The organism is Pseudomonas sp. yb_5 (genome assembly GCF_043103865.1).
GTDB lineage: Bacteria > Pseudomonadota > Gammaproteobacteria > Pseudomonadales > Pseudomonadaceae > Aquipseudomonas > Aquipseudomonas putida_Y.
In genome coordinates this window covers 1-24,735 of record NZ_JBICKE010000071.1, presented here as the reverse complement: position 1 = coordinate 24,735, position 24,735 = coordinate 1, and the positions used below count along the sequence as shown (strand labels likewise).

Genomic DNA, 24,735 nt, shown 5'->3' with positions numbered 1-24,735 from the left:
GGCGCGACCTCAGACGTTATCCACCAAGATTAGGCCGCACCCGCAGGAATCCCTATGGCGACATCTGCCAAACTAGAGGACATTTAGCGCCTCGACACTGGAGTAATGAGCATGACAAAAAAAGTAGCGGTGATTCTTTCCGGCTGTGGCGTGTATGACGGCGCCGAAATCCACGAAAGCGTGATCACCCTGCTGCGCCTCGACCAGCGCGGTGCGCAGGTGCAGTGCTTCGCGCCGAACATCGCACAGATGCATGTAATCAACCATCTGACCGGCGAAGAAATGCCCGAATCGCGCAATGTGCTGGTGGAGTCGGCGCGCATCGCCCGCGGCGAGGTCAAGGATATCCGTGAGGCCAAGGCCGAAGACTTCGATGCGCTGATCGTACCGGGCGGTTTCGGGGCAGCAAAAAATCTGTCCAACTTTGCCGTGGAAGGCGCCAACTGCAGCGTGAACCCAGACGTGCTGGCCTTGGCCGAAGCCTTTGCCGACGCCTGCAAACCCGTTGGCCTGATCTGCATCTCGCCGGCGCTGGCGGCGAAGATCTATGGGCCGGGCGTGGTCTGCACCATCGGGAGCGATGCCGGCACTGCGGCGGCTGTCGAGAAGATGGGCGGCACCCATGAAGAATGCGATGTACACGACATTGTCGAAGACACCCAGCGCAAGCTCGTGACTACCCCGGCGTACATGGAGGCCAAGTCGATCAGCGAGGCGGCGGGCGGAATCTACAAGCTGGTGGACCGAGTGCTGGAGCTGACGCACGAGTAAGCGACTGCGTTGGCTTCTTCGCGGGCATGCCCGCTCCCACAGGTCCTGTAGGAGCGGGTTTACCCGCGAACACCGGCAGAGCCGGTGCCATCCACCGCGCTACGCTGGGCTGTCGCCTACAGGAACCATGTCAGCGCTCAGCTTTTCGAGAGCCGGGCAATGATCCGGTCCAATGCATTGGCAAACGCCTGCTTCTCGCGCTCCCCATAAGCCGCCTGTCCGCCCCCCACCTGGCCCTGCTCACGCAGCTCGGTGAACAGGTTGCGCGCCGCCAGGCGGTCGCCCATGTTGCGCTCGTCGAACTCACGTCCACGCGGGTCCAGTGCGGCTACACCCTTTTTCACCAGGCGGTCAGCCAGCGGTACGTCACTGCAGATCACCAGCTCGCCAGGCACGGCGTGCTCCACAATGTAATCATCGGCCGCATCCATGCCGCTGGGCACCACGATCAGGCGCACGATCGCGAACGCCGGCTTGGCCACAGCCTGCCCCGCCACCATCACCACCTCGAACTTGCGCTTGAGGGCGAACTTGACGATCAGATCCTTGGCCGCCTTGGGGCAGGCATCGGCATCGATCCATACACGCATTGGACACTCTCTACATGAACTCAATGCGCCCATCATGCCTGAAGTGCAGCGAAAGCTGGAGCAGGCCAGCGCTGGAAAAATGGCGCCAAAATTTCATTTACCGCTTATCCGACCCCGCCACTCAGGCTAAACTCGCCACAGCTTCAATGGCCTGCCCGAGCGCGCAATGAACCACCCTCACGAAATCCGCCCTGACCTGGACGAAGGCATCGACCGCAAGGTCCTGGCGACATTGCGTGCGCGCTTCCTGCATCTCAACCAGGGCCGACTGCAGCGAGCAAAGGAGGGCCTGTCAACGCGCCAGCAACAGGTACTGTCGTTGCTGCCGCTGCTGTTTCACGTGAACCACCCGCTATTGCCGGGTTACGTCTCCGGCAGCACACCCGCGGGCGTATCGGCTTACGAGCCAAGCGCCGAGCTGGTGGCAGATGCCCAACGCCTGGCCCGCTCGTTCACCTACAAGGCCCAGCATGGCAACCCGCCACGCCCAATCCACGGCCTGTTCCTGATGGGCAGCCTGGGCTCGCTGGCGCAGGCCGAGCACAGCGACATGGACCTGTGGGTGTGCCATGCACCCGGCTTGCCCGAACAGCTGCTGGGTGAGCTGCGCCGCAAGTGCCAGCTGCTGGAGGTCTGGGCGGCAAGCCTGGGGGCCGAAGCACACTTTTTCCTGATCGATACACAGGGCTTCGCCCAAGGTCAGCGCGATGGCCAGCTCGGCTCCGACGACTGCGGCACCACCCAGCACTACCTGCTGCTGGATGAGTTCTACCGCACCACCCTGTGGCTGGCCGGGCGCACGCCGCTGTGGTGGCTGGTACCTGTGTACGAGGAGCACAACTACTACAGCTACACCCAGACCTTGCTGTCCAAACGCTTCATCCGCAACCAGGACGCCCTAGACCTTGGCAACCTGGCGCACATCCCGCCCGGTGAGTTCGTCGGCGCGGGCCTGTGGCAATTGTTCAAAGGCATCGACTCGCCCTACAAATCGCTGCTCAAACTGCTGCTGACCGAAGCCTACGCCAGCGAACACCCTGCGGTGCGCTGCCTGAGCCTGGACTACAAGCAGGCAGTGTTTGCCAACCAGCTCGACCTCGACGAGCTGGACCCCTACGTGATGGTCTACCGGCGCATCGAACGTTACCTGCTGCAACGCGGCGAACCCGCGCGCCTGGAGCTGGTAAGGCGCAGCCTGTACCTGAAGGTGAACAAGAAGCTCAGCGCCCAAGGCCGCAGCCAAGGCTGGCAACGCCGGCTGCTGCAGCGCCTGGCCGACGAGTGGGGCTGGGACCAGCGCCAGCTGGCCCTGCTGGACAGCCGCAGCCAATGGAAAGTGCAGCAGGTTGCCGTCGAGCGCCGCGAACTGGTGGCCGAGCTTAACCTCAGTTATCGCTTCCTCAGCCAGTTCGCCCGCACCCAGAACGCGAGCAGCCGCGCTGACCAGCGCGACCTCAATGTGTTGGGCCGGCGCCTGTACGCAGCCTTCGAGCGCCGCGCCGGCAAGGTCGAAGTGATCAACCCCGGCATCGCCCCTGACCTCGCCGAAAGCACCCTGACGCTGGTTCAGGCACCCAACCGCAAGGAGCCGGGCAGCTACCACTGGGAGCTGTACAGCGGCAACCTGAACACCCACGAGGTGCAGCACTTCAGCCCGATCAAGCGCTGCCGTGAGCTACTCGAACTGCTGACCTGGGCCCATCGCAACGGGGTCATCGACAACAGCACCCGCCTGGCGCTGCATCCAGGGGTCAGCGACCTCGGGGAATTCGAGCTGTTCAACCTGCTGGGCTGTCTGCGGCAAAGTATCACCCTGCCCTTGCCCACCGTCAGCGAAGTGCGCCTGTTGCAGCCCAGCGTTGCCGATGAGGTGTTGTTGCTGGTCAACGTCGGCGTCGACCCGCTGCGCCACCACCGCGACCTGAACGTTTTGATGACCACAGAGCGCACTGATTCGTTGAGCTACGCTGGCGTACGCGAAAACCTGGTGCTGACCCTGGACCAGGTCACCGTCAACAGCTGGAACGAGGTGCTGGTCCAGCGCTATGACGGCGAACACGCGCTGGTGCGCTGCCTGCGCGACTTCCTCAACAGCCCGGCGCAGCGCGGCCACCGGCCACGGGTGCGAGTACGCTGCTTCTGCCAAAGCCGTGCCCAGCCTATCGGCCAGCGCGTAGAGGAAATTTTCGACACCGCGCAGCTGCTGCGGGATCAAGGGCTACACCACCGCTACCTGTTGCAGGTGGCCCAACACACCCATGTGCTGGAGCTGCTGCCCGAGCATGTCAGCCTGACGACCCTGGCCGAGCATGAGGCGCTACTGGCCTACCTGGGCGAAGAGCGCAGCGCCTACAGCCCGCTGTACCTGGATGCCAATGCGCTGCAGGACCACGACCTGCGCCTGGTGCTGGAGCAAGGCCGACCAGCCTGCATTCAGGTGTTCTACCGCCTGCAGGGCGGCTGGGCCGACGTGTATGTGCTGGATGAATACAACGCATTGTGGCAACAACGCCTGCCGCTGCATGACGAAGCGCATCTGTTGTTGCCACTGCAGCGCTTTCTGCGCTCGGTGGTGATGCGCCGCGATGCACGCCTGCCCCTCGATAGCCTGCGGCCGGCCTCGCTGGATATCCACTTCGCGCAGCTGTTGCCCACCGGCCCAGGCAAGGCACGCAGCATCGAGCCGCGCCTGGCCCCGGCCGAGGGCAGCGACCAGCCTTACTATGAGGTACAGGCGATTATCCAGGCCGGTGTAGCGGGTGTGGCGCATGTGACGCTGTACTGCGACCAGCAGGAGTTTTCCGAGCTGGAACATGGTGAGCAGCTGTATGCGGTGGTGGCCCGGCAGATCATCGGTCAGCGCCGTGGTGCAGCGCAGTACCGGTGCTATATCACCGACCTGGATTTGTCCGAGCTGCTGGATGACCGCCTGGGGGCAACGCAGGTATACCTGAGCTACAAACGGGTGCTGGAGCAGGCTTTGAATGAGGGGCTGGAGCAGGTTTTGGCGGAAGGCGCCTGAACTCGCAGCACAAGATGGAACAGCCTTGTGCTGCAAATGGCCCGCGAAGCGGCCTACTGGCCCTTACAGGTCGTAATCGCCCGCCGCCTCCGGCTGGTATTCCACTTCCAGCAGCTTCAGCTTGAGGGTCTTGCCCCCCGGGGCCGGCCAATCGATCTGTTCGCCCACCGACAGCCCCAGCAAGGCGCAGCCAATCGGCGCCAGAATCGAAACCTTGCCTTCCGGCCCGGCATCCTTGGGGTACACCAGCGTCAGGTGGTAGTCCTTGCCGCTGGCTTCCTCACGGCAGTGCACCCGCGAGTTCATGGTCACCACGCCCGCCGGCACTTCCTCGTGACCGACCACCTGCTCGGCGCGGTCAAGCTCGTCCTGCAGGGCGAGCACACCCGGCGTACTCTCGTCGAGGCTGTCGATCAGACGCTCCAGACGTTGTACGTCCAATCGGGTGAGGATGAGGGAAGGCTTGGTGCTCATGATCCAGTCAGACTCCTTTGAACAGGCAGTTTTCAACGTGCAAATAAAGCAAAACCCCGCCCAAGGGCGGGGTTTGAGAAGGCTTTGGCGTCACCGACGCAGAACCCGACACTACCACAGCCGGGCAAATACTCAAGCCCCTGCGCTCAGTGTGCCTTAGCCTGCTCGCGCAAGACCTGGGCCTCGCGGCAGATCTGCCGGCGCCGTTCGTCATCGGCCGAGCGCCATTCGCGAATGTGCTCGACATGCCGATGGCAACCGGTGCACACCCGTTGTTCGTCCAGCCGGCATACGCTGATGCACGGTGACGGCACTGCAGGGCTGACATTGCTGTAAAGCGGCTTGGGCGGCCGGACCTGGGCGCTACTCATGTCAGATTTCGTCGAAGTCCAGCTTCTCGCCGGCCCGCTCCCAGACGATACGCTCGAGCATTTCCCCCAGCAACTCTTCGCTCTTTTCGCACACCCACTTGCCGCTGTCTTCGTCGTAATCGAAGTGGAAACCACCGGAGCGGTCGGCAAGCCACAGCTGGCGCAGTGGCTCCTGACGGCTGAAGATCAGCTGGGCGCCGCCCTCGAACTTGACGGTCAGGACACCGGCGGAGTTCTCCATGTCCAGGTCCAGGCCGCTCTCGTCGAACAGATCTTCCAGGGCCTGTTGGGTCGCGTCGACCAGATCATGGAAACGCGCTTCACTCAAACTCATTGCAGGAACCTCGAAATTGGCTGCGTTACAGGCAAGCCGGGCAAGATACGGGCGCTTGCCGCCGAATGCAAAGGTTTAGCCGTTGCCTTCACCGGCCTCTTCGCGGGCAAGCCCGCTCCTACAGGGGGCTGCGCAGAGGCTAAGCATAGCCCGCCCGGCGGACCGGTCCTTGCATAGGCAAGCCGCCGGTCGCTCGGTATACTCGGGCGCAATACTGCATTTTTCTAAGGATTTCACCCATGAAGCGCCTGATTTCCTCCTTCGCGGCGCTGGTCGCTGTTGCCTGCCTCGTTTCGGCCTGTGGCCAGAAAGGCCCGCTGTATCTGCCTGAAGATGGCGATAACGGCAAAGCGCACAAGTCGCACCAGCACCAGCCAAAAGCCGAGCCGGCCCCGGAACAAGAACAGCAGCCCGAGCTGCAATCCGAGCCCGAGCAATCGCCAGCGCAGTAAGGAAACCAGATGAACGCTTTCAACTACCGCGACGGTGAACTGTTCGCGGAAGGCGTGGCCCTGTCGGCCATTGCTGAACGTTATGGCACCCCAACCTACGTGTATTCGCGCGCCCACATCGAGGCCCAGTACCGGAGCTACGCAGATGCCCTGCAAGGCACCGAGCACCTGGTGTGCTTCGCGGTCAAGGCCAACTCCAACCTTGGCGTGCTGAACGTGCTGGCGCGCCTGGGCGCAGGCTTCGACATTGTTTCCGGTGGTGAACTGGAGCGTGTGCTGGCCGCTGGCGGGCGTGCCGACCGCGTGGTGTTCTCCGGCGTCGGCAAAACACGTGAAGACATGCGCCGCGCCCTGGAAGTTGGCGTGCACTGCTTCAACGTCGAATCCACCGACGAGCTGGAGCGCCTGCAAGTGGTAGCCGCCGAAATGGGCAAGGTTGCCCCGGTTTCGCTGCGGGTCAACCCGGATGTCGATGCCGGTACTCACCCGTACATCTCCACCGGCCTTAAAGAAAACAAGTTCGGCATCGCCATTGCCGATGCCGAGGCCATCTACGTACGCGCCGCACAGCTACCGAACCTGGAAGTGGTTGGTGTCGACTGCCACATCGGCTCGCAGCTGACCACCGTCGAGCCATTCCTCGACGCCCTCGACCGCCTGCTGGTGCTGGTCGACCGCCTGGCCGAGTGCGGCATACACCTGCGCCACCTGGACCTGGGTGGCGGTGTCGGCGTGCGCTACCGCGACGAACAGCCACCACGGGTGGCCGACTACATCAAGGCCATCCGCGAGCGCGTGGGCGAGCGCGACCTGGCCCTGGTGTTCGAGCCAGGCCGCTACATCGTCGCCAACGCAGGCGTGCTGCTGACCCGCGTGGAATACCTCAAGCACACCGAACACAAGGACTTCGCCATCATCGATGCAGCGATGAACGACCTGATCCGCCCGGCCCTGTACCAGGCCTGGATGGGTGTCAGCGCGGTCAAGCCACGTGCAGGCGAAGGCCGTGCCTATGACCTGGTCGGCCCTATCTGCGAGACCGGCGACTTCCTCGGCAAGGACCGCGTCCTCAACCTGGCCGAAGGTGATCTGCTGGCCGTAGAGTCCGCGGGCGCCTATGGTTTTGTCATGAGTTCCAACTACAACACCCGCGGCCGTTGCGCTGAAATCCTGGTCGACGGCGACCAGGCGTTCGAAGTACGCCGCCGCGAGACCGTCGCCGAACTGTATGCTGGCGAAAGCCTGCTGCCGGAGTAAGCCCATGCTGCTGCGTTTTACCAAGATGCATGGGCTGGGCAACGACTTCATGGTCCTGGACCTGGTCAGCCAGCACGCGCACATCCAGCCCAAGCACGCCAAGCAATGGGGTGACCGCCATACCGGTGTCGGCTTCGACCAGTTGCTGATCGTCGAGGCGCCGAACAACCCGGAAGTGGACTTCCGCTACCGCATCTTCAACGCCGACGGCTCCGAGGTCGAGCAATGCGGCAACGGTGCTCGCTGCTTTGCCCGCTTCGTGCTGGACAAGCGCCTGACCGCGAAAAAGCGCATCCGCGTGGAAACCAAGAGCGGCATCATCGTGCTGGACGTGCAGAACGACGGCCAGGTGAGTGTCGACATGGGCCCACCCCGCTTCATCCCTGCCGAAATCCCCTTCGTTGCTGACGCGCAGGCGCTGAGCTACCCACTGGAGGTCGACGGCCAGCTGCATTCCATAGCCGCCGTGTCCATGGGTAACCCGCACGCCGTGCTGCGTGTCGACGACGTGCATACTGCACCCGTGCACGAGCTGGGCCCGAAGATCGAAAACCACCCACGCTTCCCACAGCGGGTGAATGCCGGCTTCATTCAAGTCATCGACCGCCACCGCGCCAACCTGCGCGTGTGGGAACGCGGCGCCGGCGAAACCCAGGCTTGCGGCACCGGCGCCTGCGCCGCGGCCGTGGCGGCGATCAGCCAGGGCTGGATGGACTCCCCGGTGTCCCTCGACCTGCCCGGTGGCCGCCTGCACATCGAATGGGCCGGCCCCGGCAAGCCCGTGATGATGACCGGCCCGGCCGTACGCGTCTACGAAGGACAGGTTCGTCTCTAAACGAGTAACCGCCATGACCGATCAGCCCAAGGTTGTACCCAAGCAGTCCGCCGAGCTCGATGCCGAAGCGGTGGTCGCCTACCTGCGCGCCCACCCTACCTTCTTCGCCGAGCACGACGAGCTGCTGATCGAACAGCACATCCCGCACCAGCGAGGTGACAGCGTGTCGCTGGTGGAACGCCAGCTCAAGCTGCTGCGTGACCGCAACATCGAAATGCGCCATCGCCTGTCGCAACTGATGGACGTGGCCCGCGACAATGACCGGCTGTTCGACAAGACCCGCCGGCTGATCCTTGACCTGCTCGATGCCGGCAGCCTGGAAGAAGTGGTAATGGCGGTCGAAGACAGCCTGCGCCAGGAATTCCAGGTGCCCTTCGTCAGCCTGATCCTGTTCGGCGACAACGTCGCGCCGGTGGGGCGCTGGGTCAGCAATGCCGAGGCGCAGCAAGCCATCGGTGCCCTGCTGGGCGGTGGCAAGACAGTCAGTGGCAACCTGCGCGAGCACGAGCTGGCTTTCCTGTTCGGTGAAGAACAGCGCCAGGAAGTGGGCTCCAGCGCCGTGGCAGCTCTTGAGTACCAAGGGCTGCACGGGGTGCTGGCCATCGGTAGCCGCGACCCGCAACACTACAAGAGCAGCGTCGGCACCCTTTTCCTCGGCTATATCGCCGAGGTGCTCGGCCGCGTTGTGCCACGCGTTACCCAGACCCTGCGCTCGGTACGCTGATGAAACGCCAGCTGGAGGCTTATTGCGCACACCTGCGCAACGAGCGCCAAGTGTCGGAGCACACCTCGCTGGGCTACCGTCGCGACCTGGAAAAAGTCATCGCCTACTGCGAAGAGCACGGCATTGCCGACTGGCAGGCGCTGCAAATTCAGCAACTGCGCCAGTTGGTCGCTCGCTTGCACCACCATGGCCAGTCCCCGCGCAGCCTGGCACGCCTGTTGTCGGCAGTGCGCGGCCTGTACCGCTACCTCAACCGCGAAGGCCTGTGCCAGCACGACCCGGCCACCGGCCTGAGCGCGCCCAAAGGCGAGCGTCGGCTGCCCAAGGTACTGGATACCGACCGCGCACTGCAGCTGCTCGATGGCGGCGTGGACGACGACTTCATCGCCCGGCGTGACCAGGCGATCCTCGAACTGTTCTATTCCTCGGGCCTGCGCCTGTCCGAGCTGACCAACCTCGATCTTGATCACCTCGACCTCGCCGCCGGCCTGGTGCAGGTACTGGGCAAGGGTGGAAAAGCCCGCGTACTGCCGGTGGGTCGCAAGGCTCGCGAGGCGTTGCAGGCCTGGTACCGTTTGCGCGGCATCGGCAACCCACGCGACCGTGCAGTGTTCATTACCCGCCAGGGCAATCGCATCAGCCCCCGGGCCGTTCGGCTGCGGGTAAAGGCCGCCGGTGAGCGTGAGCTGGGCCAACACCTGCACCCGCACATGCTTCGCCATTCCTTCGCCAGCCATGTGCTGGAATCATCCCAGGACCTGCGCGCGGTGCAGGAGATGCTCGGCCATGCCGACATCAGCACGACGCAAATCTACACCCACCTGGACTTCCAGCACCTGGCCGCGGTGTACGACAGCGCCCACCCTCGGGCCAAACGCAGCAAAGGCACAGACTCATGAGCATCAAGCTGATCACCTTCGACCTCGACGACACCCTGTGGGACACCGCGCCGGTGATTGCCACCGCGGAAGTCGTGCTGCGCGACTGGCTCGAGGCCAACGCACCAACCCTCGGCAGCATACCGGTGGAGCACCTGTTCGCCATCCGCGAGCGCCTGGTGCAAGCAGAGCCCGGCCTCAAGCACCGCATCAGCGCCCTGCGCAGGCGCGTGCTGTTCCATGCCCTGGAAGAGGTCGGCTACAGCGAGCAGCACGCGCAAGCGCTGGCCAACGAGGGCTTCGAAGTGTTCCTGCATGCCCGCCACCAGGTGGAGATCTTCCCAGAGGTGCAGCCGGTGCTTGAGATCTTGCGCCATCAATACATCCTGGGCGTGGTCACCAACGGCAATGCCGACGTCAGCCGGCTGGGGCTGGCCGATTATTTCCGCTTTGCCCTGTGCGCCGAGGACCTGGGCATTGGCAAGCCAGACCCGGCGCCGTTCCTCGAAGCGCTACGCCGTGGCGAGGTGGATGCGGGTGCGGCGGTGCACATCGGCGATCACCCTGGCGATGACATTGCCGGTGCCCAGCGCGCCGGTTTGCGCGCGGTGTGGTTCAACCCGCAGGGCAAGACCTGGGCTGGCGAACAGGCGCCGGATGCCGAGATCCAGCGCCTGTCGCAACTACCTGACGTGCTTGCGCGCTGGCGCTGACGGGGCCGCTTTGCGGCCCATTCGCGGGCACGCCCGCTCCCACAGGGACCGCGCAGGTCCTGAACCCTGTGGTGTACCTGTGGGAGCGGGCATGCCCGCGAAGAGGCCGGAACAGGCAACACAAAACCCACAGGCATAAAAAAGCCCGCAGCGACGGCGGGCTTTTTTGCGATCAGCCACTCAGATAGGGCGGCTGCCGTACTTGTTGTCTGGCTTCTTGGGCGGGTCGGCGACCACGTTGGCCTCGACTTCCTGCACCTTGCCGCCGCGAGAAAGGAATTCTTCCATCGCCTTGGCCAGTGCATCACGCTCTTTCTGCTTGGCTTCCATGCTCGGCATCTCGTCTACCGAGACTGCTGCCTTGGATTTGCCCTTGGCAACGGGTGCCGGGCTGCTGTCATCATCGCCAGCGTCTTCCACGCCATCATCAGCCGCCGCCTCGAGGCCCTCATCACCCTCGTCTTCGTCGCCTACTTCGAGGTCATCATTTTCCAGATCGTCGTCGCTCATGTTCTACCTCATGACTTGCGAAAAGCAGGTTGGTTATAGACCAGTGCAGCCGTAGACCGGCAGCCACCAGTGAAAATTCAACTGGCCGTGGGTTAGGCCACTGCCCTTGGGTCGGCACTCCTGATGGGAGGCGGTACCCAGCAGGCCCTGCTCCTGGCAGGACCTGACAAATCCATTAGCCCCTGCTGGCCACACGCTATTGGCAAGCCTAGCAAAGGCTGGCGAAGTGTGTGGACTACTCGTCAAACACCCTTCGGCGCGCATTCTAGCGCGCCCGTGGAAAAAGCAAAGCACCATAAACGCCCTGCGACTTGTAAGTTTTTTACCTACGTCACGAACGTGTCGAATAAACCGTTTGCCGTGCGGGAAATGCTGAAAAACTGGCAAAAAAATGCCCGGCAAGCCGGGCAAGTTTTTACCGCGTCGCAGTTACAGGTTGTAGCCGCGTTCGTTGTGCTGAGCCAGGTCGAGGCCGACCGACTCTTCTTCTTCGTTGACCCGCAGGCCCATCACCACATCCAGCACCTTGAGGATCACGTAGGTGACGATGGCGGTGTAGACCACGGTGAAAATCACACCTTTGGCCTGGATCCAGACTTGCATGCCGATGTCGGTGACAGTACCGAAGCCGCCCAGCGCCGGGGCCGCGAACACACCCGTGAGGATGGCTCCGATGATGCCGCCAACACCGTGCACGCCGAAGGCGTCCAGCGAATCGTCATAGCCGAGTTTGCGCTTGAGCGTGGTGGCGCAGAAGTAGCAGACCACACCCGAAACCAGGCCGATAATCAGCGCGCCAATCGGCCCGACGGTGCCCGCAGCCGGGGTGATGGCGACCAGGCCAGCCACCACGCCCGAGGCGATGCCCAGCGCACTTGGCTTACCGTGACCGATCCACTCGGCGAACATCCAGCCCAGTGCGGCGGCGGCGGTAGCGATCTGAGTGACCAGCATGGCCATCCCGGCAGTGCCGTTGGCAGCAGCAGCAGAGCCTGCGTTGAAGCCGAACCAGCCGATCCACAGCATCGCCGCGCCCATCAGGGTATAGCCGAGGTTGTGCGGGGCCATCGGGGTGGTCGGGTAGCCTTTGCGCTTGCCCAGTACCAGGCAGCAGACCAGGCCTGCGATACCGGCGTTGATGTGCACCACGGTGCCGCCAGCGAAGTCCAGTACGCCCCAGTCCCACATCAGGGCACCGTCACCGCTCCACACCATGTGTGCGATCGGCGCATACACCAGGGTGAACCAGATGCCCATGAATACCAGCATCGCCGAGAACTTCATGCGTTCGGCAAAGGCGCCGACGATCAGCGCCGGGGTGATGATGGCGAAAGTCATCTGGAAGGTGATGAACACCGCTTCAGGGAACAGCGCGGTGGCCGAGGTCAGGCTGTCAGGCGTGACACCGCTGAGGAAGGCCTTGGAGAAGCCGCCAACGAAAGAGTTGAAGTTGAGCACGCCCTTTTCCATACCGGCGGTATCGAAGGCCATGCTGTAGCCGTAGACGACCCAGAGAATGCTCATCAGGCCGGTAATTGCAAAGCACTGCATCATCACCGACAGCACGTTCTTGGAACGCACCATGCCGCCATAGAACAGGGCCAGGCCCGGAATGGTCATGAACAGCACCAGCGCCGTTGCGGTCAGCATCCAGGCGGTGTCGCCGGAGTTCAGCGCTGGGGCAGCTTCCTCTGCCAGGGCAAGCCCGGGCATTACGAGGGACAATAGGGCTCCTAGCCCTGCGATCTTACGCAGAGTCATGTTGTTTTCTCCTGGGGCGTTGGGTTTGGTGAGGCTTTGTTGCTGCTTAGATCGCGTCGGTATCGGTTTCGCCGGTACGGATGCGGATCGCCTGCTCCAGATTCACCACGAAAATCTTGCCGTCACCGATCTTGCCGGTGTTGGCTGCCTTGGTGATGGCTTCGATTACCCGATCAAGGTCCTTGTCATCGATGGCGACATCGATCTTCACCTTGGGCAGGAAATCAACCACATATTCAGCACCGCGATACAGCTCGGTGTGGCCCTTCTGCCGACCGAAACCTTTGACTTCGGTGACGGTGATGCCCTGCACGCCGATTTCCGACAGCGACTCGCGTACGTCGTCCAGCTTGAACGGCTTGATGATGGCTGTGACTAGCTTCATGAAACTCTCTCCCGATTTGGTGGACTTGCCCCAGGAAAACAAACCCGTCTCAAGTCTAAGCGCAGCGGTTGGCTTTGTAACGCGTCGTCGGCACCCGGCTCCGCGTGCGCACTGCCTGGTCACAAGGAACTGCTTCAGTGCATGGCTCGTACAGGTCTTTGCAGAATCCTTGCCAGTTCCGACAAAGTGCCGAAAAACAGAGCGTTATGTGATTTGGTCGGGATTGGCCAGTCGCCAGCATGGGAAACATGCACAATTTCGGTGCGCAGCGGCGGGACACGTTGCGCGAAAAATGTGCAACGGATTAGAAACCGCAGATCATTCTTTTGTGGGAGCAACTGTCTTGCTCAATTTCTAAAAGTTGGCGCCATCCTGTGGGAGCGGGCTTGCCCGCGAACACGGGCGAAGCCCGTGCCATCCACCGCGGTGTCTTCTTCGCGGGTAAACCCGCTCCTGCGAAGGCCAATGTGCACTCAGGCGCCAGGTTTGTGCGTGCTACACTGGCGGCCATTTCTCCGTTTCAGTGGACAGCCCCATGCTCGCGCCCAAAGCCCTTCTCGATGCCCTGAGCGACCAGGCCTCGCGCCTGTTCAGCAGCGATGCCGCCCAGCCCCGTGCGGAACTGGAAAGCCAGTTCAAAGTGTTGATGCAAGGTGCCTTCAGCAAGCTGGATCTGGTCAGCCGTGACGAATTCGACAGCCAGATGGTCGTACTGGCGCGTACCCGCGCACGCCTTGAGGCCTTGGAAAAACAGGTAGCCGAGCTGGAAGCCCGGCTGAACCCACCCTCACAGGATGAGTGAATGCAACCCTCCAGCGCATACCCGGTACTGTTGTTTTCCTACGGCACCTTGCAGGATAAAGCCGTGCAACTGGCCAACTTTGGCCGTGAGCTGAACGGTCAGGCCGACCGCATGCCGGGCTACCGCCTGGATTGGGTCGAGATCACCGACCCAGGCGTACTGGCGACCAGCGGCAAGTCCCATCACCCCATCGTTTCCCCCAGCAGCCAGGCGAACGACAGCGTGGCCGGCATGGTCTTTCAGATCAGCGAAGACGAACTGGCTGCAGCGGACCGCTATGAAGTTGCCGACTACAAGCGCGTCGCCGTCACCCTTGCATCGGGCCTGACAGCCTGGGTTTATGTACGTGCCTGAGACGGTCCGATGCAGGCTGAACCCGCAACGACTCGGTGTGGGTAAAGGCCTGTTTCGGTGGTAGCTCACTTGCATGCAGTGTGCCGCGGAACAACGCCGCCCCGCACTGAGTAAACAGCGTCTTCACCCGATTGCGCGAATTGAGGATCTCGGCCTGGATATCACCAATGGCCGTATCCCGTGGCTGCAAGCTGGCCGCTCGCTTGACCCATTCGATGGCGGCAAAGCGGCTTTGCTTGCGGGTGCCGCGCCCCTGCATCCAGGCCAGCCCCAGTTCGGCGCAGGCACGCCCGGCAAGCCGCAGGTCCGGGTGCTCGACCAGGCTCAACAGGTAAGCAACCGCCTCGGTCCGCTCCTGCGTCTCACCAAACCGGCGTAACAAAATTCCCAGATGCAAACGCGCACGCGCGTTGATCTGCGCGTTGCCCAGCGCGTCGACAAGCAGGCGCCTGACCGCCAGCATGGCACTGCGCTCGTTCAAATCCTCATCGCCATCCATGCGCAGGCAGGCCAGATTGTACTTGGCCTGCCTGCTACCTGCCTCCACCGCACGCTGCAGCCAATACCCGGCTGCTTCATCATCCAGGTAATGCGCCGGGGTGTTGGCCAGGCCGCCGTGGTGCAGCTCGTACAAGGCCAAGGCAGCACCCGGCAGGTTCAGTTCGGCGCAGCGTTCATACAGGTAGCAGGCCACTTCATGCCGGTTGGCTGCCCACAGCAACCGTGCCACTTCAAGCACTTCGAACCCCGGTGCCTGGCCCGCACACTGGCGATTCACCGCCCGTTGCAACCATAGCCTTGCCTGCTCGGCCGAGCGTGGCAGCGCCCACAGCCCGAAACGGTGCCCGGCCGCGCGCAATGCACAGGCAGCAGCATGTGAACGGCCGTCACACAGGCGCTCAATGGCGCCGTGTAACAGTTGCTTCTCATCTGCCATGCCATCGCGCAGTATCAGCTCGGCCAAACAGCGAAAAGGCACGCCCATGGCGCGGATGGCGCCGAGATCGGCATTGCACGCCAAGCTCGCGGCAAAATCGCGCATAGCGCCAGCATGGTCGCCCAATGCCCTGCTGCGCAACGACCCCCGCCATGCCAGAACGACGGCACGCTCTCTGGGCCTTAACGGGCGCTCTAACCAGTCTTCGACCACCTGCTGCCAGTCGGCGACGGCCTGCAACGGGTCAGCCTGTGGCAGCATCAGGCGGCCTTCGACGGCCATCCAGCGCAGCGCATTACGCAAGCGCTCGTCCCAGGCTACGCACAACGGGCCATTGACCAACAGCTCGAACGCATCAAGGCTGCCGCCCCAATGGGGCAGCAGGTAAACAGCAAGGGCCTGGATCGCCTCGAAGCAACCGGGGCGAGCGATCAGCGCATGGCGCAGCCAAAAATAGCGAGGGTCTTCGTTTTCATGTTCGACCCGCCTGCCCAGGCAGAGCGGCAGCGCCTGAGGAAGCTCGGCCAAGGGCAACAACCCATGCTTCACCAGCAACGGCGCTGCAGCTTCCTGCACCTCTACATCGGCATGGGCACTGGGCCTGAAACGTGCGGGCTCCCCCTGAAACAGTTGCAGCAACCAACCAGGCTCATGGAACTGCGCACTGATGCGCAGCATGCCAATGGCCGCTGCCACGGGGTGAGCAGAGCGGTCCATTGCACGCAACAGGTGCGCGCTGGCGGATTCACAAATTTGCGCGACAGCCAGCAAGCGTGCAGCGTTGCGTTGGCCACCAACCTGCACCTGGCAGGCCCGGTGGAAGCAGTGCATACCCATTACCACTTGTGGGTGATATGCCCTGGGGCAGGCGTCAATCCAGGCTCTGAGCACTTGGCTCAGGGCCCTGTCACTCTGGTTTTCCTGGTCGAGCAGCATGTGCCCTTCAATGGCCGCCAGGTAGGCCGGGAACTCGCCGGTCGGGGCCTGACGCCACTGAGCCTCGAGCCTGTCGAAAAAGCGGTTGAGTTCAACGAATGCACTGGCCTGCACCAGTTCGCGAATTGCCTGGTGCGTGCAGGTGAGCGTTTGCACGGAGCAATACCTCAAGTCCATTTGAAAGAAGACGCAGTGCCATCCCATGGCAACTGCGGTTGCCCAACAACACTAAGTCATACCTGACGACTGCGCAAAGCCTATTGGATCCATTTTTGCCGAAGCCCATGAAAACGCAGGGAAAACCCCTGCCCTGAAAAACCACGACGCACACTTGTTGCGCCAGCCATGGCAGCACTGGCTATGCTTTGCCCAGCCGCAGGAAGCGGCATTTTCCAGCAACAACGGAGTGTTCATGTCCCTAGCCCTCGTCCACAGCCGCGCCCAGGTTGGCGTGCAGGCACCGGCGGTCAGCGTCGAAACCCACCTGGCCAACGGCCTGCCTCATCTCACCCTGGTCGGCCTGCCGGAAACCACGGTCAAGGAAAGCAAGGACCGGGTGCGCAGCGCCATCGTCAACTCCGGGCTGAAGTACCCACAGCGGCGCATTACCCAGAACCTCGCCCCCGCCGACCTGCCCAAGGATGGCGGCCGATATGACCTGGCCATCGCCCTGGGCATCCTCGCCGCCGACGGCCAGGTGCCGATTGCCACCCTGGCCGATATGGAATGCCTGGGCGAACTGGCGCTGTCGGGGAAATTGCGCCCGGTGCAGGGCGTGCTGCCTGCGGCACTGGCGGCACGCGAAGCAGGCCGGGCGCTGGTGGTACCACGGGAAAATGCCGAGGAAGCCAGCCTGGCCGGCGGGTTGGTGGTGTATGCGGTGGGCCACCTGCTGGAGTTGGTCGCCCACCTGAACGGCCAGGTGCCGCTGCCGCCCTACGCTGCCAACGGCCTGATCCTGCAGCAACGCCCCTACCCGGACCTGAGCGAAGTGCAGGGCCAACTGGCAGCCAAGCGTGCCTTGCTGCTGGCTGCGGCCGGTGCGCACAACCTGCTGTTCACCGGGCCGCCCGGCACCGGCAAGACCTTGCTCGCCAGCCGCCTGCCCGGGCTGCTGCCACCACTGGACGAGCACGAAGCGCTGGAGGTGGCGGCAATCCAGTCGGTCAGCGGGAAAGCGCCGCTGAACAGCTGGCCACAGCGACCCTTTCGCCACCCCCATCACTCTGCGTCCGGCCCGGCGCTGGTCGGTGGCGGTAGCCGACCGCAACCAGGTGAAATCACGCTCGCCCATCACGGCGTGTTGTTTCTCGACGAACTTCCGGAGTTTGAGCGGCGCGTACTGGAAGTGCTTCGCGAGCCACTGGAGTCAGGTGAAATCGTGATTGCCCGTGCCCGCGACAAGGTGCGTTTCCCCGCGCGCTTCCAGCTGGTGGCGGCGATGAACCCCTGCCCTTGCGGCTACCTGGGCGACCCCACTGGCCGCTGCCGCTGCAGCACCGAGCAGATCGCGCGCTATCGCAACAAACTTTCCGGGCCACTGCTGGACCGCATCGACCTGCACCTGACCGTGGCTCGCGAAAACACTACGCTGAACAACCAGCCCTGCGGTGAAACCAGTGCCGATGTCGCCGTCAGGGTAGCTGAAGCGCGGGAGCTGCAGCACAGGCGACAAGGGTGTGCGAATGCATTTCTAGACCTTGAAGGTTTAAGGCATCACTGTGGGTTGGTAGCGGCGGACCAAGTCTGGCTGGAAGGGGCCTGCGAGCGGCTGACCTTGTCGCTACGGGCGGCGCACCGATTGTTGAAGGTGGCGCGGACGTTGGCGGACCTGGAGGGATGCGAGACGATTGGCCGGGCGCACCTGGCCGAGGCCCTGCAGTACCGGCCGGGGAGCAGTTAGATTGCCAGGGCTGGATGCCCTGTAGGAGCGGGTTCACCCGCGAAGAGGCCGGCACAGCCATACCTCACTGACAGCCAGCCAAAGCCTCTTCAACCACCCTCAGCAGCACCTCTTCAGAAAACGGCTTGCCCAGGCAGGCCAGTGCCCCAAGGCCCATCGCTGCCCGTACCGAGCCATCGTCCCAATGTGCCGACATGCAGATCACCGGCAAGCGCCACCCCCGCTGTGCCAGCTCACGCTGTACCTCCAGCCCGCTCATCCCCGGCATCCTCAGGTCCAGCAGCACACAGCCTGCCTCGCCCGCCAATGGCGAGGCCAGAAATGCGTCCCCGGCGGAAAACGACAAGGTCTCGAACCCCGCCGAGCGCAGCAGGTTGGCCAGGCTTTTGCGCACCGAGGCATCGTCGTCGACGATGCACACCCCTCTGCTCATGCGCCGCCCAGGCTCGCAGACCGCGCTCCGAGGAGGTTGTGCATGGCCGCAAGCTCCAGCAGCGAGCGGGACTGCATTTTGTTCATGATGTTCTTCTTGTGCACCTTGGTCGTCACCTCGCTGGTGCCGATCTGCCTGGCGATCTGCTTGTGCGACAAGCCGCCGACCACCAGCGAGAAGACCTGGCGCTCACGGTGAGTCAGGCGCTGGTACTTTTCCTCGACCTGCCGCGCATGGAGCCACTTGCGGCCTTCGGCCACGGCACGGGCGCGCACTGTCTGCAACAGGGTCAGCAACTGGTCTTCATCGAATGGCTTGGTCAGAAACTCCACCGCCCCGGCGCGCATGGCCTGAACGGTCATCGGGATGGTGCCGAAGCCGGTCATGAACACGATCGGCCAGGGCAGCGCCAGCCGGCACAGCGCATCCTGTACCTCCAGGCCGCTTGTGCCAGGCAAGTGCATGTCCAGCAGCAGGCAGGCACAGGGGGTTTCCAGGCGGGCCTCGAACAGCGCCTCGGCGCTGGCAAACAAGTGATGCGGGATGTTCTGCGAACGCAACAGCCGGCCCAGAGCGGTGCGCACCGACGGGTCGTCATCCACCACCAGCACCGGCACGTTCACACGCTCATCGAGCGGCTCGACAGTCTCGGCCACGCTGCGCAGCAGCGACCTGCCCAGTGCCTGACCAGGCACCTCGAGGCTGATCTGCGCGGCCAGACGGTAGCCCCGGCGCGGCACGGTCTGGATCAGGCCGCGGTCGCCAAAGGCCTTGCGCAGCAAGGACACCTGGACCTGCAAGTTATTGTCCTCGACCACCGTGCCAGCCCACACCTGACTGAACAGCTCGTCCTTGCCGACCACGCGGCCCTTGGCCCTGATCAGCGTGGCCAGCACTTCGAAAGCACGCCCACCCAACAGGATCGGCTTGCCGTCGACAAAGACTTCGCGCCGCTCCAGCGACACCAGGGCATTGCCTATTCGGATCATGGCTTCCTCGCGCGGGCACGGGCGTTTTCGCTGCATGGGCAGCCTAAGCCAGCATACGCATTCAGACAATTATCCCGAGGGATAGGTTGGCCTGAGGACTATACAAAAGTCCGCCAGCCCTCAGGGGACGATAACGGACAACAGCGTGCCCGTTCCTGCCAAGCAGGCTGTAACCCGCATCCATGCTGGGCCCGCTGCGTATACTCGCGCCTCAGGATGTCGCTAGCGGGGGTGCTTTATGCTCGATGAACGCCTTGCCCACAGGCCCATCGATTACGACCAGTCAATCGACGAGGGCTGGCTGAACCGATGCGAGATCAGCGCACTGGGCAAGGAAGGTGAGCTCAGCTACTTCCGACTGCGTGACCCGGCCACACTCCAGGCCTGGATCGCCGTGCGCGCCCCGCTTGAGGCCCCTTCCGCCTGTCAGCGCCTGGAACGTGACTACCGCCTGCAACTGGACCCGCAGTGGGCGGTGATCCCCTCGGCGTTCGTGCGCTCGGCCGAAGGCCCATTGCTGGTGTACCCGGCCGGGCGCTCAGTCGCCGACCTGATCACTGAAGGCCCTGCGCCGCTGGAGCCGTTTCTCGACATCGCGGTTAACGCCGCCCTTGCGTTGGCGCAAGCGCATGAACGCAATGTGCTGCACGGTACACTGCAGCCGGAGCATGTGTGCCTGCACGCCCATCAGCAGGTGCGCCTGGGCTTCTTTCACGCCGACCCGGCAGAGCAGTTCAGCGAACAGGGATCCCCGCTCGGCAACTGGGCCTACCTGGCGCCGGAGCAGATTTGCCCGCACGGTAGCAGCTGCGACCGACGCAGTGACATCTATGCCCTGGGGGCGATCCTCTACCAGCTATTGGTAGGCGAGCTGCCGCTCGCCGGGCGCGACACCCAGCACTGGCGACAGCTGCATGCCGGCGCGCAGCCGCGGCCGGCCTGCGAAGTGCGCAGCAACGTACCGCCGCCCCTCAGCCTGATCCTGGCAAAGGCCTTGGCCAAAGAGCCGGACGCCCGCTACCAGAGCGCGCGCGCCCTTGCAGTGGATTTGGCTCACTGCCAGCGGCAGTGGGTCGCCCACAAAACCATGGCACCCTTCACCCCAGGCTGCGCCGACCCGGTAGCACCCGGCCACGCACGCCTGTATGGCCGCGGCGCCGAGCAAAAGGCTATCACCCTGCTGCTCAAGGCCTTGCATCGCGACAGCAAACCACAAGCCCTGGTCATCAACGGCGCTACTGGCATGGGCAAGTCGAGCCTGGTCGAAGCAGCGCTCAAGGCCAACGCTGAAGGTTACTGGGCCGTCGGCAAGTGCAACAGCCAGGCACAAGCCGTGCCCTACACGCCCTGGATCGAAGTGCTCGGAGCTCTGACTACCCAGTTGCTGGCCAAGAACAGTCAGGACCTCGACACCCTGCGCCGCGAGATCCTGCGCCGCATCAAAGGTCATGGCCGTCTGCTCGGCAAGCTGGCCCCGGACCTGCAACTGATTCTCGGCCCCCTGCCACAGTTACCCGCCAAGCCCACGCGCCTTGCGTTGCACAAGGAACTGCACGCGATCATTGAGTTCCTGCAGGTTTTCAGCCGGCCGGGCCAACCGCTGGTGCTGTTCTTCGACGACCTGCAATGGGCCGACGACGCCACCCGGCAACTGCTGGCCCAACTGCTGGCTGACGCACCGGCCAACCTGCTGCTGATTTTCACCCGGTGCAACGATACGCCCACCACCAGCGCACAGCTGGCCATACCCGCAGCGGTGCGCAGCACCACGCTGAACCTGCGGCCGCTGGCCGTTGGGGCGGTGGCCGAGCTGATTGGCGAGCGCTTCCATGTTGCCCCCGAAGACGCATTTCAACTGGCCGAACGGGTGCACGGCAAGACGGCGGGCAACCCGTTTTTCATCAACCAGATCCTCAGGGCCATGGTCGAGGACCAGCTGTTCATCTTCGACACCCAGGCCATGCGCTGGTCTTGGTGCCTGCAGGCCGTGGCCCGGCACTGCTATTCCGACAATGTCGCCGACCTGATGGTCCACCGCCTGGGGCGCCTGGCGGCACCGCAACGCGAGCTTTTGCGAGTCGTCAGCGCGGCGGGCAGCCACTGCGATGAGCGCCTGCTTCGGCAAGTGCTTGCCCAACCGCCAGGCGAACCGTTGAAAGCCTTGATTGGCGCTGGTTTCGTGCAACCGGGCCAGAACGGCTTGGGCTTCACTCATGACCGGGTGATGGAGGCTGCTTATGCACTCACGCCCGTACACGAGCGCGCCTCGCTGCATGCACGCATCGCCCTGGCCATGCGCCAGGCTTGGCCAGACCACATGCAGGAGGGGCTGTTCGAGCTCGCCAGCCAGCTGCAACGTGCCACCCCCCGCGGGTTTGCAGCGGATGATTGCGAAGCGTTCCTGCAGCTTTTACGAGATGCCGCATCACGCGCACGCGATGCCGGCGCCTTCGAACAGACCGCAGGCTACCTGCATACCGCCGAGCAGTTGTTGCACCACAGCGCCACACTGGAAAGCCGCGCCACGCATGGCTTTGCCATCGCCTGCATGGCGACGGAGTGCGACATGCAACTGTCACGAACGGTCGCGGCCGAGGCACGCCTCACTGAATGCCGACAGCGTGCCCGCTCGGTGTTGGACCAGGCACGAGCGTGCCGGCTGCAGGCATTGCTGTATACCTTGCGCGGTGACTATCAGGCAGCCATCGACAGCGCCCTGAGCGGCCTGGACTTGCTGGGTATAAGCCCGGTACGGGGCATCGACTGGCAAGAGGTCGAGGCCAGTCATGCCCATGTCCAGGCGCTGGTCGAACAGAAAGGACGGCATTGCCTGGAGTCGCTGCCGCGCACCGATTCGGAGGAGGTGATGGTTGCCATCAGCTTGTTGGCCACTCTTTCATCATCGTTCTTCGTGAAGGACGACATCTGCTTCCTGCACCTGGCCAAGCTCATGGAGATGTCGCTACTGCACGGTGTTGCGCCTGGCAGCACCTACGGCATGGCCTGGTACGGGGTGATGATTGCCGAGCGTTTTGGCGCTTACCATGATGGCCATGCCTGTTGCCTGGCCGCGCTCAAGCTGATCGAACGGCACGGTTTCGACGCTGATCTGACCAGTGCGCTGCTGGCTCTGGACCAGGTCAGCGCCTGGACCTCACCCATGGAATTCGCCCGACGCACCGCGCTGGACGCGGTCGACTCGGCGCGCCTGAGCGGTGACCTGGCGATGAGCTGCTATGCCTGCAACCACCTGGTTTCAGACTCGCTGTTCATGGGCCGCTACCTGCCGGACGTGGTCGAGGAAGTGGCGCAAGGCCTGGCCACTGTGCGTCACCACGGCTACCGCGATATCGAGCTGATCCTGCAGGCCCAGCAAGCGTTCGTCGCCAACCTGAGCGGCCTACCCAGCCCAGCCCCGGCCGCACCCTCGAGGTCGGCCACCACGCGGTTCTTCCAACATCTGTTCGCCGCCATGTGCGCCTTTTACATGGGCAATATCCCGAAGGCCATGCGCGACCTGGCATTGGCTGGTGACAACAGCTGGGCGGCACCGGCGCACATCAACCTGGCCGACTATCACCTGTTCCGCGGCCTGGCCCTGGGCAGCCCCGAAGCCCACGGCAGCCTTGCCGACAAGCTGCGCGAGCTACAGGCCCTGCGCGAGCGCTTCAGCCGCTGGGCCGGCTTCAACCCGGCCACCTTCCGCAGCAAGCAGTTGCTGATCGAGGGCGTGATCGCCAAGCTCGATGGCGACGGCCTGGCCGCGATCCGCTGCTTCGACCAGGCGCAGATCGCCGCCACTGCTGCCGGTTTCATCCACGAGCAGGCACTGGCCCATGAACAGCTGGCCGAGGTGTGCATCCCCAACGGCCTGATCTCCGGCGCCAACCTGCACCTGCGTATCGCCCGCGACTGCTTCCATATCTGGGGCGCGACCGGCAAGGTGCACCAGCTAGAGACGTTGCATCCGTTTCTGCGCACCCAGCCGGTTCAGGAAACTTATCGTGCCACCCACCAGGCCAGGCTGGACCTCGAAGCCGGTATCGAAGCTGCGCGGGCGCTGTCCGAGGAAGTACTGCTCGAAGGCCTGATCGAAACCCTGATGGGCCATCTGACCCAGCACTCCGGTGCCGATCATGGCGTGTTGCTGATTGTAAGCGGGGCCGAATTCCAGATGGCTGCCCTGGCCCACATCGACGATGCCGGGTTGCACGTGAGCATGGACAACTGCCAGAAGTTCATGACCCAGGCGCCGCTGTCAGTCATCAACGCCACCATGCGCACCCGCAAACCGCTGGTGCTCAACGATGCCCTTGATGAGTGCCCAGAGGCCTTCCGCCAACAATTGCAGGCACGCAACGCCCGCTCGGTGTTGTGCCTGCCGCTGGTGATCCAGGGCGTGCTGATCGGCCTGGTGTACCTGGAAAGCCGCCTTGTGCCGAACCTGTTCGGCAGTCAGCGCCTGGCCATGCTGGAGATCCTCGCCTCGCAGGCGGCGGTATCGCTACAAACGGCCAAGTTCTACACGCGTCTGGCCGAGGAAAACCAGATCCGCGCACAGATGGAGGCTGAGTTGCGCCGCTCGCGTGCGGAACTGGCACGCAGTGCGCACTTGCAGGCGATGAATGAGCTGTCAGCATCCATCGCTCACGAGATCAGCCAGCCGCTACTGGGCATCGCTTCCAATGCCGCGGCCAGCCTGCGCTGGCTGAAGCGCGCCAACCCCGACCTGGAAGAAGCGATTGCCGGCCTGGAAGATATCCGCAACGACAGCGAACGGGCCGGCAACATCGTGCGGGCGCTGCGGTCCCTGGCCAAGCAGTCACCGATGCAACTCAAGGCGGTGAAGCTGGACGAATTGATCCGCGAGGTGGTGCGCCTGACCTCGGCCGACGCCGCCAGGGGCAAGGTGGATGTGCAGACGCTGTTACAAGCCGGGGTATGCGTGACAGCCGACCCGGTGCAGTTGCAGCAACTGGTGTTCAACCTGATTACCAATGCCTTGGAAGCATTGGCGGGGTATCGCAGTGACGGGGTGCTGAAGATTGGATCGGCGGTGGTCGAGGATGGGGTGGAAATCTGCGTGGACGACAACGGGCCGGGGATCGTGGCGGACGAGCGGGAGAGTATATTCGATGCGTTTCATACCACCAAGACCGGTGGCATGGGGATGGGCTTGGCGATCTGCAGTTCGGTGGCTCAGGCCCACGGCGGGCAGTTGCAGGCGCTGGTGTCGCAGTTGGGTGGATGCCGGATTCGCTTCTTTCTGCCTGTGAGTCACTCATAGCCTGTGCCGGCCTCTTC

At 63.6% G+C, this 24,735-nt stretch carries 22 protein-coding genes; 12 read left to right on the top strand and 10 right to left on the bottom strand.

All coding sequences use genetic code 11. The annotated features are described in order from the left end of the window. Positions 1-111 precede the first annotated feature (111 nt). The gene (elbB, locus tag ACF8GF_RS11075; protein ID WP_017148021.1) at positions 112-771 is read left to right on the top strand and encodes an isoprenoid biosynthesis glyoxalase ElbB; all 660 of its coding nucleotides are present in this window, start codon (positions 112-114) and stop codon (positions 769-771) included. 137 nt (positions 772-908) lie between these two features. Here the strand turns inward: elbB and ACF8GF_RS11070 are convergent, their stop codons facing one another. Continuing rightward, positions 909-1,361 (bottom strand): YaiI/YqxD family protein, encoded by a 453-nt coding sequence (locus tag ACF8GF_RS11070; protein WP_003253654.1) that lies wholly within the window; start codon positions 1,359-1,361, stop codon positions 909-911. Between the two features lie 166 nt (positions 1,362-1,527). Here ACF8GF_RS11070 and ACF8GF_RS11065 point away from each other — a divergent pair, with 166 nt between their 5' ends. After that, on the top strand, positions 1,528-4,383 hold the full coding sequence (locus tag ACF8GF_RS11065; protein WP_392487776.1) for a class I adenylate cyclase: 2,856 nt from the start codon (positions 1,528-1,530) through the stop codon (positions 4,381-4,383). 63 nt (positions 4,384-4,446) lie between these two features. On the opposite strand, the gene rnk is transcribed toward ACF8GF_RS11065, so the two are convergent. The 3 genes from rnk to cyaY all read right to left on the bottom strand — a co-directional run bounded on the left by rnk (position 4,447) and on the right by cyaY (position 5,562). Further along, a complete protein-coding gene (gene rnk, locus ACF8GF_RS11060; RefSeq protein WP_003253652.1) occupies positions 4,447-4,857 on the bottom strand; it encodes a nucleoside diphosphate kinase regulator in 411 nt (136 codons plus the stop codon). A gap of 146 nt (positions 4,858-5,003) precedes the next feature. Beyond that, a complete protein-coding gene (locus tag ACF8GF_RS11055) occupies positions 5,004-5,228 on the bottom strand; it encodes a DUF1289 domain-containing protein (RefSeq protein ID WP_176682838.1) in 225 nt (74 codons plus the stop codon). Between the two features lies 1 nt (position 5,229). After that, positions 5,230-5,562: an iron donor protein CyaY gene (gene cyaY / locus ACF8GF_RS11050; protein ID WP_004575827.1), complete on the bottom strand. Its 333-nt coding sequence runs from the start codon at positions 5,560-5,562 to the stop codon at positions 5,230-5,232. 239 nt (positions 5,563-5,801) lie between these two features. Here cyaY and ACF8GF_RS11045 point away from each other — a divergent pair, with 239 nt between their 5' ends. The 6 genes from ACF8GF_RS11045 to ACF8GF_RS11020 are packed head-to-tail and all read left to right on the top strand — an operon-like array spanning position 5,802 to position 10,421. Further along, positions 5,802-6,014: a lipoprotein gene (locus tag ACF8GF_RS11045; RefSeq protein WP_176682839.1), complete on the top strand. Its 213-nt coding sequence runs from the start codon at positions 5,802-5,804 to the stop codon at positions 6,012-6,014. A gap of 9 nt (positions 6,015-6,023) precedes the next feature. Then, positions 6,024-7,271 (top strand): diaminopimelate decarboxylase, encoded by a 1,248-nt coding sequence (gene lysA / locus ACF8GF_RS11040; RefSeq protein ID WP_010955746.1) that lies wholly within the window; start codon positions 6,024-6,026, stop codon positions 7,269-7,271. Positions 7,272-7,275: 4 nt separating this feature from the next. Then, on the top strand, positions 7,276-8,106 hold the full coding sequence (dapF, locus tag ACF8GF_RS11035; protein ID WP_014592814.1) for a diaminopimelate epimerase: 831 nt from the start codon (positions 7,276-7,278) through the stop codon (positions 8,104-8,106). Between the two features lie 13 nt (positions 8,107-8,119). Next, positions 8,120-8,830, top strand: coding sequence for a DUF484 family protein (locus ACF8GF_RS11030; protein ID WP_209969222.1), 711 nt, complete (start codon positions 8,120-8,122; stop codon positions 8,828-8,830). After that, positions 8,830-9,729, top strand: coding sequence for a tyrosine recombinase XerC (gene xerC / locus ACF8GF_RS11025; RefSeq protein WP_176682842.1), 900 nt, complete (start codon positions 8,830-8,832; stop codon positions 9,727-9,729). The genes ACF8GF_RS11030 and xerC overlap by 1 nt, the downstream gene beginning before the upstream one ends. Beyond that, a complete protein-coding gene (locus ACF8GF_RS11020; protein WP_176682843.1) occupies positions 9,726-10,421 on the top strand; it encodes an HAD family hydrolase in 696 nt (231 codons plus the stop codon). The genes xerC and ACF8GF_RS11020 overlap by 4 nt, the downstream gene beginning before the upstream one ends. 180 nt (positions 10,422-10,601) lie before the next feature. Here the strand turns inward: ACF8GF_RS11020 and sutA are convergent, their stop codons facing one another. The 3 genes from sutA to glnK all read right to left on the bottom strand — a co-directional run bounded on the left by sutA (position 10,602) and on the right by glnK (position 13,077). Continuing rightward, a complete protein-coding gene (gene sutA, locus ACF8GF_RS11015; protein WP_021783509.1) occupies positions 10,602-10,931 on the bottom strand; it encodes a transcriptional regulator SutA in 330 nt (109 codons plus the stop codon). Between the two features lie 429 nt (positions 10,932-11,360). Further along, positions 11,361-12,692 carry an ammonium transporter gene (locus tag ACF8GF_RS11010; RefSeq protein WP_176682844.1) on the bottom strand — a complete coding sequence of 444 codons (1,332 nt, stop codon included), beginning with the start codon at positions 12,690-12,692 and terminating at the stop codon, positions 11,361-11,363. A 46-nt stretch (positions 12,693-12,738) separates the two neighbouring features. Beyond that, positions 12,739-13,077 (bottom strand): P-II family nitrogen regulator, encoded by a 339-nt coding sequence (glnK, locus tag ACF8GF_RS11005; protein ID WP_002555808.1) that lies wholly within the window; start codon positions 13,075-13,077, stop codon positions 12,739-12,741. A gap of 535 nt (positions 13,078-13,612) precedes the next feature. Between glnK and ACF8GF_RS11000 the strand changes: the two genes are divergently transcribed. After that, a complete protein-coding gene (locus ACF8GF_RS11000; RefSeq protein ID WP_339533578.1) occupies positions 13,613-13,879 on the top strand; it encodes an accessory factor UbiK family protein in 267 nt (88 codons plus the stop codon). After that, complete coding sequence (locus ACF8GF_RS10995; protein ID WP_020190994.1) at positions 13,880-14,233, top strand: gamma-glutamylcyclotransferase family protein; 354 nt, start codon at positions 13,880-13,882, stop codon at positions 14,231-14,233. Here ACF8GF_RS10995 and ACF8GF_RS10990 read toward each other — a convergent pair. Continuing rightward, positions 14,187-16,283 (bottom strand): DUF4034 domain-containing protein, encoded by a 2,097-nt coding sequence (locus tag ACF8GF_RS10990; protein WP_392461521.1) that lies wholly within the window; start codon positions 16,281-16,283, stop codon positions 14,187-14,189. The two genes, ACF8GF_RS10995 and ACF8GF_RS10990, sit on opposite strands and share 47 nt — an antisense overlap. Positions 16,284-16,518: 235 nt before the next feature. Here ACF8GF_RS10990 and ACF8GF_RS10985 point away from each other — a divergent pair, with 235 nt between their 5' ends. After that, the gene (locus ACF8GF_RS10985; protein ID WP_392487777.1) at positions 16,519-18,009 is read left to right on the top strand and encodes a YifB family Mg chelatase-like AAA ATPase; all 1,491 of its coding nucleotides are present in this window, start codon (positions 16,519-16,521) and stop codon (positions 18,007-18,009) included. A 64-nt stretch (positions 18,010-18,073) separates the two neighbouring features. On the opposite strand, the gene ACF8GF_RS10980 is transcribed toward ACF8GF_RS10985, so the two are convergent. Both ACF8GF_RS10980 and ACF8GF_RS10975 read right to left on the bottom strand, forming a co-directional pair. Then, positions 18,074-18,442, bottom strand: a complete 369-nt coding sequence (locus ACF8GF_RS10980) for a response regulator transcription factor (protein ID WP_176682849.1) — start codon at positions 18,440-18,442, stop codon at positions 18,074-18,076. Then, positions 18,439-19,431 carry a response regulator gene (locus tag ACF8GF_RS10975; protein WP_176683047.1) on the bottom strand — a complete coding sequence of 331 codons (993 nt, stop codon included), beginning with the start codon at positions 19,429-19,431 and terminating at the stop codon, positions 18,439-18,441. The genes ACF8GF_RS10980 and ACF8GF_RS10975 overlap by 4 nt, the downstream gene beginning before the upstream one ends. Before the next feature lie 238 nt (positions 19,432-19,669). Here ACF8GF_RS10975 and ACF8GF_RS10970 point away from each other — a divergent pair, with 238 nt between their 5' ends. Further along, complete coding sequence (locus ACF8GF_RS10970; protein ID WP_392487778.1) at positions 19,670-24,718, top strand: AAA family ATPase; 5,049 nt, start codon at positions 19,670-19,672, stop codon at positions 24,716-24,718. Positions 24,719-24,735 lie beyond the last annotated feature (17 nt).